The following is an 11,439-nucleotide window of genomic DNA, read 5'->3' on the forward strand; positions in this document are numbered from 1 at the left end:
ACCTATGTCCAAATCCAAGCATGAGCAACCGAACGACGGTTAACGTGACAACACCGTTCTTAGCCTCGATTTCTGTTTTGGTTTACTCCGCGGTTGGAAAAGAAAGTTCCGAGCACTATGCCTTGGGGTTGAAGGAACTGCCTGGTTCAGACTGCCCTATGGGGCGGCCTGCAGTCCGAGGGGTTATTAAGGGACGAACCGGCATTCCTTCATTCTCGGCAGCTTGGACCGCGAAGGCGTACTGAGCGCCGCTTCCGCATCCTCGCCGTAGGGCACTTTGATCTGATGATCTGTCGTCTGCTTCAGAAATGAGCGAGTCCGAGTAGAGGTGTCGAAGTTGTGTCTCTGAAACGCCATCTGCCCTCATAATCAATTGCACCATGGGATCGGCCAATAATTGGTCGAGCAGGAACTGCGACAACTCCTTTGAAGACAACTTGTCCTTTGCGCGTGCTCTGTCCAAATCAGCAAGAGAAACGGTCAGCGTTCGCGCCAGACCGGGGTGAGATTCCCTTGGATGCAGGCAGATTAGCACGGATGCTTTCCAGGCTTCCGGGTTCAAATAGTCAGGCGGTGCGGAAAGCTCTGTTTCTATTTCGTATTCGCCCGCCGGGAGTAATTCGTCAAATCCAGGGAAAGTAAACGGCTTGGAAAAGACTGCGATTGTCTTGCTGACTATCTGGTCCATTTGGGTAGTTCTCCTTTGCAGATACCGCCCGTTCGGAGCTGTAACCAAGAACAAGCCACCCGATCACGGCAGGGTATTATTAACCTTGACGCTTGGCCTTTGGTTTTTCGGGGACGACGTCAGGTCTTTTAGACGTCGCTTCTTTTTTTGGCGCGTCCGCATCGTTTTTTTTCAGTGCGGCGGCCGCTCTGGTCGTCAGGTCCTTGAAAGACATCATTTTGATCCTTTGATTGTCCGCACCACCCACGAGCCCAGATGGGGAGTGAAAAGTGAATGCGGATACCACCAATATAGGTATTGGTGGCCCAATTTACTACGTAAAGCTGTAGAATAAGACGGTAGACTGAGGTCTGAGATTGATCGGCGACGATCTTTGTGCGCAACCTTCACTTCGAATATGGACGATCATTGTTTGCAGCGATGATTTCTGCCAATGCGCTAGCACCACGGAAGACCTTTGCAACATCAGGTGCTGCCATGCTTCGCGAAAGCGCGCTATACTTCATTCTTAGCTTCATCTCGCCACCAGCGCGAGCCGGACAATCAGTGGTTTCAACAATGATATGATCGCTGGTGGCTCCGACGAACGTGACGCCCGCAGGGAATACAAGACCCGCCGCATCGGTGTCCTGGAGTCCGATCGCAAGGATCGACCGAGTATTCGAAGGACCGTCTAAAGTCACACACTGCATTGAAGGTATAGGGTAGTTCATTCGCACGGGATTTGGGTTTGATTTGGCTTTCGTTTCGATCACTTCTGCCCAAAGAGTGAAAGCATCTGTATAAAGCCCGCCGATCGCGTGCCCGGATACAGGATCGGTACCCAACAGGATAGCCTCACCCAGACGCAGGTTGTTGATCTTTCCGGTCGCACCCTTGCCAAGCGCCCATGGCAAACTGGCAGAGCCGCCGCCTGACACTGTTTCAAGAGCGGGTCCAAACGCGCGCTCGGTGTCGATGGCAAGCGATGAAAGCAATGCCATTGCTTCTGCAGAGGGTGCCACATGACCAAGACAGGCAAAATTTGCGCCAATCCCCTTCAGAGAAATCCCTTCCATTCTTAGAATTTGAGACACAGTGCTTTCAAGGTGTTCAGGCAAGATGCCTTCCCGCATATCCCCCATTTCCACCATCAGGATAATGTTGTGAGTAATGTTCTTTCCCAGCGCATTGATGGCCAGGCAGGCGATAATGTCCACCTCTGTGTTGTAGCTGACATCGCAGTTATCAACGACTTGCTCGACCTAGCTCAACATGGGCGTTCGGATCAAGGATATGGGACACGAGATTCCAGCATTGCGCATACGCATGACATTGCTGATCCGGGCGTCCGCCAGCCCTGTCGCGCCAACTTCAATCATAGCATTCGCAATCGCCGGATGACCGCACACGGCTTTGGTCACGCCTGTCACTGTAATTCCGCGGGGTCTAAGGTGGTCGACCAGGAACCGTGTGTTGTACCGAATTTTGTCCAGATCAACGTCGATACGCAGCTTACTCATTCAATCGTCGTAGCACGTACGGGTTGCAAGCGCGGAAAGGCAGATAGAACCATATTCACCAAGTTTTTTGGAGGGCGGTTCAATGCGTCAGTGACCGGGAGATACAATTTGCAGTTGTAGTCTGTGATGGCCTTTGAAATCTCAACATCATTCATTCCTTCATGGTTGATCGTCATGCCAATTACCTCTGTGTTCGCAAAAGCCTCGATCAGGGTGATTTCATCGCAAGGGTCGGGCATAGTCATGTTGGGGAAATCACATCGACGTTTTCGTTTAGGCGCGTGTTGAAGAATAACTGCATGTGGCTGACTGCCTCGCAGAATAAAGGCTGATATACAAAAGGCCGGATGGCTGAGCGCGCCCTGGCCCTCGATCACTATGACATCGGGGCGCTCACCTTCAGATGCTGCAACAACAGCACGCTCAAGTTCGCCACAACAAAATTGCGGCGGCACCGAATCCATCGCAACGCCATACTTGGCGCCCTGCATCAAACCTGTCTGGCCGGTGCCGACCAAAACTGTTTTGATCCCATGCGCGTTAAGTGCGCCTGTCAGGATTGTCGCGGTTGTACGCTTTCCAATTGCACAATCGGTGCCGAACACCGCGATGCGGATCGCCTGGACGTCTCCAATACTGCCATCTAACAGGCGCAGGTCGGGATTGGGCCGCGGCTTGCGAATGTCGCGTATCGTGACATCGTGAATTTTGGCAAATCCGACGAGCTCTTTGTCATCGCTAAGAAATTCATGCAGCCCACTGACGATGTTCATTCCGAGCGTAATCGCATCCACAACAACTTCGCGATCCTCAAGGGACATTCTGCCGCTGGCCGGCGCCATTCCGTAAATAAACGTGTCGGGGATCGTAGCTTCATTAGCGACGGCGGCATCAAGATCATCGAAGATGGGAACCTGATTGGCGACATCATCAAGCACTTTGCCACTGTCACAGCCGGCAAACGTGCTGTCGATCACCGAAAGAACGCGATAGGCCTGTGAATGTCGAACGAGACCATTAGCCGTCTTGCCATCGATCTTTGCGAAGTTTCCTTCGCAATACACAATTGCAGTCGGTATGTCTGTCACAAGTGTCTTGCGGTGAAGCTCCGGAAAAACGGCTTGTTCAGGCGGCAGCTCTTGCGCATCGCTGGCAATGAACTGCTTGGCATCCGACGCAATGGGTACGGGTTTCATATCTGTTCCTTTTTGGAGTGTGAAACACGCCGTCCTAGGTAAGAACGGGCACAAAATGTGAAGTTTGGAAAAGTGGGCTCTCTGACTGAAACCTCATTCGTTCAGAACACACAGCCCTTCCGACCGATGAAAATTTCTGTGGCATTGCCACCCATTGCCGGATCGGTCGATATGGGCATTTGCGGGTAGATCGATTGCATCGCAGTGATCACCGGACGCCTCGTAGCCACGTTCGCATTTCCATCCAACTCCGTGGATCGCGTCATCGTAGAAAGCGTTTTCAGGCACGATGACTGCATCGCACCTTCCGTCTCGCTCAAAATATCCGCGCTCGCATGTCCAGGGACGCCCGTGGGTTGATGCGTTCAGGAAGGCATTATCCGGCACTGCTATTGCAACGCACGCTTCACCATCTGTCTCGTAGCCACGATTGCAAAGCCATACAGATCCGTAGGTACTGTTCGTCAGGTAGGCGTTGTCCGGCACCACGATTTTTTGGCAGCTATCGTCTACCCTTGTGTACCCACGCAGGCACCGCCACCTCTCACCTGATGGATCGAGATATCCGCCCTCAGGCACAATTACTTCAACGCATGAGGTGCCACCAACTTCAACAAAGCCATGTGTACATGCCCAGCCCGAACCATAGGTTCTGTTTGTCGGGTAGGCATTTTCTGGGACGGCAATGGCCACGCATTCTTCGCCTTCCAACCGATAGGACAAATCGCATTCCCAACCGCCGCCATACTTTTTGGGATGCGCGTTGTCCGGGATAGAGTTTGTTTCGGCCGATGCGGGACTTGATGAGATAAAGGAGCCCGTCAAGCAGCTGAAAACGCCAACAAACAGCGCCGTCATGAAGTGAGAGTAAAACCAGTACTGATTTTTTCGAACTGTCCTGGTGCAAACGGCGTTGTCCGAATGTTGAGTGATTGAGTTACGATCCATCCAGGTTTAGCCCCTCAATGCAGGCCTGTGCCAGATCTTTGTTGGGGGTTTGGGATCCCGGTACCGTTGCCCAGCCGGCTGCCATAACGGCATCCTTTCGCTTGAAAGAAGAAGCTTCTTTGATCGTCGTTATTTTTTCGGCGCGTTGGGCGTCAGTTCTAGCCATGTCGATGCAGATCGGAACCAACGCAGCGATTACATTGTCGCGGGACATGGCGTTGGCCATCTTGTCCGCGTTACTGCCGGTCATCCATCCACCCCAAGAAAATCCAACGACGCCGACGAAAACCCCTCCGATCAGGGCGCCGTAGATTCCGGGTTTAAGCCATTCGGGCGTGTTCATAATCTATTCCTCCTGCGGGGAAAGCGCCGCATCGCTGTCATTGTTAGATGTGGCCAAGGTCTGGTCGTGCTTAAGTGCCAGTTCGAGATCTTTTGGGTCGATGGGGCGCATTTCTGTGCGGCCTGGCTTGCTGCCTTTGCTCTGAACCGTCAGGTAGGTTCCGGTTCTTCGATATGCTTCGAAACTCAGGCCCTGTAATAGTTCTTCTTCAACAATTACTTCATACTCGCCTGCAGGAAGTTCATCCGGGTAGCCGCACAAAGAGAACGGATTTGAAAACGTCACCAAAGAACTGGACGATCTCGTGCTCACCTTAGCCCTCCAAATAGTTTGTTGGATCTTCCCCGCACAGTCTGCCGCTGAACACGCTCTTAAGCGCCGCGGAAGTACTGGCGTTGTAAATTAGAATAATGTGCAAATGGCAGACGTGCGCTGATCGATGTTAGTCGGCGGCCAATGACTTGAGATTCTATTGGAATCTCAAATGCATTTGGCATCTGAGGATCAGATACTGCCAGAAAATTGACTAACCTGAGTCAGTGCAACGATGTTTGGTTTCCGGCAACCTGATTTGTGTTGGCGGGATATTTGCTGGCGTGTTCTTAACGAGTAATTGAGAAGCGCAGGAAATCCAGTACCGCAATCGGACTGTATTTATCTTGCGCTTCTTTTTCAGTGAAATCCCAAATCTGCCGAAGAGAATGGCGTCTCTAACCAGGCAACCATCATCAAAACCCCGGCATCGCCCGAGGGGTGAACCTATTGCTTCAACAGTGGCCCGGCCTGATCCAGATAAGTGGGGTCAAAACCGGCCAACGTCACCAGTCCGTCATAATCATCAAATGCCACTTGCCCGGATTGAAAAGTAACCAACCCCTTCTCCCGCAGTTGCCGTAGGACACGATTAACATGCACGGCACTCAGTCCCAGCGCATCGGCAAGGTGGTATTGTGTCAGGGGGCAAGTGTATCCCGTCTTGTTTGCCATCCCGACCTGAGTCAGCCTCACACCAAGTTCCAAAAGAAAATGCGCCATGCGCTCACCCGCATCTCGCCGTCCTATGTTGACCAGGTGCTCAACCACCATCGCTTCATCTCGAGATACCGCCCAAAGAATTGCTGTCGCCAGCCGGGGCGTTTGCGCAAATGCTTCCAGGAGATCATCCACTACTACCTCAATAGCTTGGATTTCCATGATTGGTTCTATGCTGTGATCCGAGGTGTGCAGCAGAACGCTTCGCAAACCCAGAAAGTCACCCGGTATTTGGAAATCGACGATCTGACGCGACCCGTCAGTCTGGGTTTTGTAGGAACAAACCCAGCCCGAGGCCAGAATGTAGGCAGCCTGCTCTGATTGCCCTTGATGCACAAGGTCACGTCCGGCTTCAAAGGTTCTGCGGCGTTTGTGCAAGCGTGCTAACACCGCAAGTTCAACCTCAGTCAGAGCGACGAAGTTTGAGAGTTTTCGGGTGAGCGGACTGTTCTTGATAGCGGGCAAATTTCTTCCTTCATCGATGAGCAGCCCGCGAAACTATCCGACGCCAAGACTGCTTTCGATCAGTTAAGTATACAGCAATCTATGCCAGAATGATGCAATTCATCGTGGCGCTTCCTTGCTTGGACGCCTGTTACAAAAGGACGTCTACCATGGCCGACCGGCAAGACCACTCAGGAATGGCCGCACTCTCAATCTGTGAAGCGCTTTTGCTTGCAATTAAAGATCGTGAGCTCCTGCCCGAACATGAGATTGTGGGAGTTCTGCGTGACGCAGCCGCTGCCCACGAAGCAGCGGTCGGCAACAGTGATGAAAAGGTAATGCACCAGGCCGCCGCTGCTCTGATAAACCAGATCATTGCTTCCGGCTATCGGGTTCGGCAGTAGCGTTAAGTCCCGCATCGGAAAAACAAGATTATGCTCGTCAAAAAAAGCAAAATTGCAAACAGAAACACTTTTGGTGCCTCGTTCCTGATCAATTCAAACACGAAACGAGAATCAATGTTTCAATGCCTGCCATATCCTGCGTCCTGATTGTCCGACCGAGCTGCGGCGAGGGTACAGTTTCCGTTAACGCAAATACAACGCCTGCGAATGACCTGATTGGTGACACTCGCCGCGCCGCAACAATAAGTATGCCGCGACCGCGAGCAAATGCTGCTTCAACGAAGGCTCCAGATCGAATGACGGCAAAGTCCCGCGATCTGTGAGTTCGAGCGGGGCAGCATTTCGGCAGTGCGGCGAAAGTCCGGTCTGGTGAAGCTGCGCCGCAGCGCTTGGCGACATCGGCAACGTCAGGAGTGGGCCGGAAACACGATCGTGGTTTCCCGCTTGATCCCATCACCGGCAACAAGAAAGCTTCACTGCGGCCTTTTCTGCCAGCATTCTATTATTACAGTAAGATGGCATCGCTGATCATCGTCGTATTAGATTTTCCGCAAGTATGCCCAAGAGACATACCCCTTTAGTCTACGAGCACGCTCCAATGAAACGCGGCACCAACGTGTGCCACCGGTCTGCTCGCAGCTGTGAACTCGTAGTGCGGTTCCATTTGGAAGACCAACGATCACATTGAACCCTGTTCCAGGTCCGCTGCGCATTTTTAGCATGTCACCGTCTTCGACTCCAAAAACCTCATATGGTCCCAGTGACGCCGCCGCAGCCGGCTCAACGCCCGTGACGACCCCTAGGAGCAAAGCCGCTAAGGGTGAGAAGATTGCATTGCGCATCTTGATGTCCTGCTTGTTGCCTCAACTACAATCGTAGCAATTCGGGTCACCAGAAGGAACAACTCGCAGAAAGAAATGTACGTGATACCAAAGCCTAAACCCCTACATATCTTCCAAGTGGTGGGGAACTCTGGCCCAGTTGGGGGCATCTTTCGCAAAAACCTTTTTCGATGGGCTGAAGTTGTTTGGTTCATCCAGTGTCCCAGCTGCAATGCTCGTCAATCCGAAGGCTGTCACACCCCACAAGCCTGACCCGCAGGTACCGCAGAAATGCTTGATAACAGGTCGGCCTTCCTTTGAGGTCTTCTCAAAGGTCCGTGGTTTGCCCTTCAGTAGCTGTAGATTTTCTGACTTTATCATGTACCCGGCGTAGCCATCTGTACCGGTCATCGATAGGCAATCTCTGCAAAAACACATGAGTTGCAGTACCGCTTCACCGGTGATCCGGTAGCGCACTTCACCACAGAAGCACCCACCTTCCAATGATTGCGCCATGTTCGTTCATCCCTCTATGTCCACTGGGAAGAGTAGTGAACATCGTATGCGCCCTAATCTGAGGCGGCAACATTTCCACATTGCTTCTGGCTATCTCACGCGGAATTTCATCATCTGACTAAATGCGGCAGTTTCCGGCCGTGAAAAATTCTCTTCTGCGTGAGAACGGTCATTAAAGAGAGAAAACTGTGCGGCTGTCCGCTCAGTAAATGTAGGTCCGTTCCATTGAGGATCAGAATCCATTCCGACGAATGGATCTTGCAAAGTCATTGGACAGACGGTCTGAATTGACCGACAATCGGATCATGGAGCTGACGGCAACCACACCTGTCCACCTGATCCATGTGGATCCAGACGTCAACATGGCGCGGTTTTACGGAATAGAATTGCAGCCGACGCTGTTTGGCGAAGTGTCCGTCCTTCGCACCTGGGGACGTATAGGCACAAATGGGCAAGCCATGATGGTGACTTACGAAGGCGAAGCCCAGGCCACTGATGCACTCCAAAAAATCGAAAAGCAAAAGCGCCGCCGAGGCTATGTTCCGGTCGGTGAGTAACTTCGGGTTGCAATCTGTTTCCATAGCAAATCCCGAGCCTGTCGGCTCGTGAGCGGGCTCTAGGTTTCAGCCGGCATGCCGGCTTCCACCCAGAACACCCCGGCATGATCTCCCTGACGCAATAGTCCCTGACCCGTCTCTTGCGAGCCGGGCAGGGGCTTTGGGTCATGGTCGGTCCATGCCGTGGTGATCTGGTAGGGTACACCCGTCACATGATCGTTTCTTTTCCCGAAGGCACCTATCCGGACGCCGCTCACGAGGCCGGTTTGGAGTTCGCGGATCGCCTGTTTGGGAGCGGTGATTTTGGCGATACCTGGGACTATCTGACAGTGTTTCACAACGACACCGATAACCCCCATGTCCACATCGTTGTGAACAACCGAGGCGTCGAGCATGGTCAGTGGCTCGCTATGGGCATGAGCAGCGAAATGAACATCGACGTTCAGCGCTCTATCCAGGTCCAGGTTGCTGAGGAATACGGAATCGAGCTGACCGCAACGACTCGCCTTGAGCGCGGTTTGCGGCAGGAAGTCGAGACCGACACGTGGAAAGTTCAGGCCGGAATGTCGGTTGTTGAAACCACTCCGGAAGTCGAAGTTACGGCCCGCGACATGGCCGCCGATGTGATGACTTTGTCCATCGCCAGAATGTCAGATCTGTTTGATGAGCGCGCCAACGCCGTCAAAGACCGGATCGAAGAGTTTGCCATCCAACTCGTTGAAAGTGAGGAACCTATGGTATCGAGAATGGAACATCTGCTGGATCAAGCCCATCATTTTGATGACTATGGCGAGCCGGGAGACCCGTCTTATGTATCCCCAGATGTTATGAGCAACTTGCGGCGACACATCGAATTAGGTGGTTCCGAGGAAACAATAGCACCCGAGCTGAAGGCTCAGGTTGTTGCCCATATCAACGAAGTTCGGGACAACGAACAGAGCCATCCGTATCTGTCTGCCCTTGCTGATATTGTCGATGACAAGGCGTTCCAGGCGTCCGCAGATTATGCCCCGGCAGCACGCCGCTACGAGGTCTATATGCAGGACACCTTGGGCGAGGGGGCCTATGAGGACTTCCAGACTCAGACCAAAGAATTGCTGCAATCCATCGACAAGATGGAAGGGCTGGCCCGTGAGGTTGATGACCCTCATCTGCGTGTCGCTATGGATATTCAGATTGGCGAGCTGAAGGGCGACGTTGCGGATCTGCGCACCAACGATCCGGACCTTCAAGCCTACATCATCGAGGACCGGCGATATTCAACGCTGATGGATACTGCCGAAATGGACACCCTCGACTATCCAGAGGCCGAACAGTGGGCGTCGATCCGCAAGGAAGTCACCGATACGGCCAGCAGCTACGGTCTCGATGGCGAGGCGTTCGTTGCCCGCTTTGGCGACCATCACAACGTCACTTTGGGCACTACAATGGGATGGCGCAGCGACGACATTTCGACCGCAGCGGCCCACTTCCAGGCTCAAGGTTTGTCGGACAGCCACGACCGAGCAGAGGCCGTTGTTGACGAGCTGCACCAGCTTGCTTCTTCCAAGATCATCGCAATCTCAGAAGAACTCTCAGAGGTTCACGCCCACGCAACGCACCCGCTCTTGCAAGGGCGCGGTGACGATGACGGTCACAGCCTATAGGACTTCATCCGGTCTGCTTGATGAGCGCGCCAACGCTCTGAGCAGATCCATCACTGAGTTATCCATCAACTCGCAAAGGAACAACTATGGTTTCGCGTACAGACTATCTTTTGAACGAAGTTGAACACTTCGCACCCTATTCCCAATTTGATCAATCCGCCCCGCGCGAGGATCGCGTTTCAGAGCAGATCGACATCATAAAGAAAGAACAGCGGGCGATGGGCTTTGATCGTGCAGCCATCGTTTCAAAGAGCTTCAACATCGAGGACCAGGCCAACCGCCGTGTTGACGAACATACGGTGCAACAAGATTTGGTCGAAGAACTGAAAATCGAATTAGAGGCTGCGGAGCGGTCAGGGGAACCGGTTGATCTGAACGATATGCAGGCTTTGGTTTCTCAGCACATTAACGATGCTCAGGAATACGACCTGTATCACCCCTACTATTCGTCCCTTGCTGATCTGTCCGGCGACAAAGGTTTTCAGGATTCCGACGACTACCAGTCGCCCGGTGATCGCTATGTTCAGTATATGCAATCCGCTCTGGGTCAGGCCGGTTTCGAGAACTACGAACAGCAGACCAAGGACATTGTGAACTCCATCGAGAACATGGAGGCTCTTGCACGTGAGGTCGAAGATCCGCATCTGCGTGCCGCAATGGACGTGCAGATCGGAGAGCTGAAGGGCGATGTTGCCGAGCTACGCCCATACGACACCGACCTGCAGGCGTACACTGTTGCTGAAGACAGTTACACCACATCCATGAATGCGGCCGAGTTGGACAACTTGGACCCGTCCGAGGCCGAAAAGTGGCTGGCTGTGCGTGATGACATTGTGGCGACCGCCAACAGCTTCGGTCTCGACGGAAACAAGTTCCTGGCCCGCTATAACGATCATGACAGCGTTTCAGTCGGCACCACGGCGACTTGGCGAGACGCGGACATTTCCACCGCTGCCGCCCATTTTAATAGCCAAGGCGTTCCGGACAGCTACGAGCGCGCCGAGGCCGTTGTCGGTGAGCTGCATCAAGTTTCATCCAGCAAGATTGCCGCCGTGGTGCAAGAGATTGCCCATACCCGCGAACAGGCTACCCACGTCCATGAGTATGATGGACACAGTCTGTAATTGCCGAGCAGAAGGTATTTATTGATACAACAGGGCTAAATTCAGGCTCGGCGCAAAACAGGGCGGGATGGAATCTTCCGTACAGGATTTTTGGAAAACGACCCTTCGCTGCCGTTGACGTGTGCGACCGCAACGCGGACTTAGCAGTCTTTCGCTGCATGCCGTGATGATGTTCTGAGGTAGCATCCTCCGCTTTCAAAAGATGACAATGCTTGAAC

General features: G+C 53.0%; 13 protein-coding genes and 1 pseudogene. 4 read left to right on the forward strand and 10 right to left on the reverse strand.

The features are described 5' to 3' along the window. Window positions 1-115: 115 nt before the first annotated feature. From GS632_RS21775 to GS632_RS21805, 8 genes and pseudogenes are all read right to left on the reverse strand, one after another. On the reverse strand, window positions 116-688 hold the full coding sequence (locus GS632_RS21775; protein WP_171722469.1) for a hypothetical protein: 573 nt from the start codon (window positions 686-688) through the stop codon (window positions 116-118). A 79-nt stretch (window positions 689-767) separates the two neighbouring features. Next, window positions 768-902 (reverse strand): hypothetical protein, encoded by a 135-nt coding sequence (locus GS632_RS22315; protein WP_256368739.1) that lies wholly within the window; start codon window positions 900-902, stop codon window positions 768-770. A gap of 172 nt (window positions 903-1,074) precedes the next feature. Further along, a pseudogene (locus GS632_RS21780) lies at window positions 1,075-2,190 on the reverse strand (alanine/ornithine racemase family PLP-dependent enzyme). Then, window positions 2,187-3,440 (reverse strand): DUF1611 domain-containing protein, encoded by a 1,254-nt coding sequence (locus tag GS632_RS21785; RefSeq protein WP_253284530.1) that lies wholly within the window; start codon window positions 3,438-3,440, stop codon window positions 2,187-2,189. The pseudogene GS632_RS21780 and the gene GS632_RS21785 overlap by 4 nt, the downstream one beginning before the upstream one ends. A gap of 39 nt (window positions 3,441-3,479) precedes the next feature. Beyond that, entirely contained in the window at window positions 3,480-4,109 is a 630-nt protein-coding gene (locus GS632_RS21790; protein WP_253284531.1) for a hypothetical protein, read from the reverse strand. Window positions 4,110-4,323: 214 nt separating this feature from the next. After that, window positions 4,324-4,677 carry a hypothetical protein gene (locus GS632_RS21795; RefSeq protein WP_171722471.1) on the reverse strand — a complete coding sequence of 118 codons (354 nt, stop codon included), beginning with the start codon at window positions 4,675-4,677 and terminating at the stop codon, window positions 4,324-4,326. Between the two features lie 3 nt (window positions 4,678-4,680). Further along, window positions 4,681-4,989, reverse strand: a complete 309-nt coding sequence (locus GS632_RS21800) for a hypothetical protein (RefSeq protein WP_171722472.1) — start codon at window positions 4,987-4,989, stop codon at window positions 4,681-4,683. Window positions 4,990-5,436: 447 nt separating this feature from the next. Beyond that, the gene (locus tag GS632_RS21805) at window positions 5,437-6,174 is read right to left on the reverse strand and encodes a Crp/Fnr family transcriptional regulator (protein WP_171722473.1); all 738 of its coding nucleotides are present in this window, start codon (window positions 6,172-6,174) and stop codon (window positions 5,437-5,439) included. Window positions 6,175-6,323: 149 nt separating this feature from the next. Between GS632_RS21805 and GS632_RS21810 the strand changes: the two genes are divergently transcribed. Beyond that, the gene (locus GS632_RS21810) at window positions 6,324-6,557 is read left to right on the forward strand and encodes a hypothetical protein (protein ID WP_171722474.1); all 234 of its coding nucleotides are present in this window, start codon (window positions 6,324-6,326) and stop codon (window positions 6,555-6,557) included. A 539-nt stretch (window positions 6,558-7,096) separates the two neighbouring features. On the opposite strand, the gene GS632_RS21815 is transcribed toward GS632_RS21810, so the two are convergent. Together GS632_RS21815 and GS632_RS21820 are read right to left on the reverse strand one after the other, a co-directional pair. Further along, window positions 7,097-7,399: an SH3 domain-containing protein gene (locus GS632_RS21815; RefSeq protein WP_171722475.1), complete on the reverse strand. Its 303-nt coding sequence runs from the start codon at window positions 7,397-7,399 to the stop codon at window positions 7,097-7,099. Between the two features lie 102 nt (window positions 7,400-7,501). Further along, a complete protein-coding gene (locus tag GS632_RS21820) occupies window positions 7,502-7,894 on the reverse strand; it encodes a GFA family protein (RefSeq protein ID WP_171722476.1) in 393 nt (130 codons plus the stop codon). Between the two features lie 287 nt (window positions 7,895-8,181). Here GS632_RS21820 and GS632_RS21825 point away from each other — a divergent pair, with 287 nt between their 5' ends. The 3 genes from GS632_RS21825 to GS632_RS21835 all read left to right on the forward strand — a co-directional run bounded on the left by GS632_RS21825 (window position 8,182) and on the right by GS632_RS21835 (window position 11,221). Next, the gene (locus tag GS632_RS21825; protein ID WP_253284532.1) at window positions 8,182-8,451 is read left to right on the forward strand and encodes a WGR domain-containing protein; all 270 of its coding nucleotides are present in this window, start codon (window positions 8,182-8,184) and stop codon (window positions 8,449-8,451) included. Between the two features lie 167 nt (window positions 8,452-8,618). Continuing rightward, the gene (locus tag GS632_RS21830) at window positions 8,619-10,097 is read left to right on the forward strand and encodes a relaxase/mobilization nuclease domain-containing protein (RefSeq protein WP_171722477.1); all 1,479 of its coding nucleotides are present in this window, start codon (window positions 8,619-8,621) and stop codon (window positions 10,095-10,097) included. 86 nt (window positions 10,098-10,183) lie between these two features. Further along, window positions 10,184-11,221 carry a hypothetical protein gene (locus GS632_RS21835; RefSeq protein ID WP_171722478.1) on the forward strand — a complete coding sequence of 346 codons (1,038 nt, stop codon included), beginning with the start codon at window positions 10,184-10,186 and terminating at the stop codon, window positions 11,219-11,221. The last annotated feature ends 218 nt before the right edge of the window (window positions 11,222-11,439 follow it).

It is taken from the genome of Ruegeria sp. HKCCD7296, assembly GCF_013110775.1.
Classification (GTDB): domain Bacteria; phylum Pseudomonadota; class Alphaproteobacteria; order Rhodobacterales; family Rhodobacteraceae; genus Ruegeria.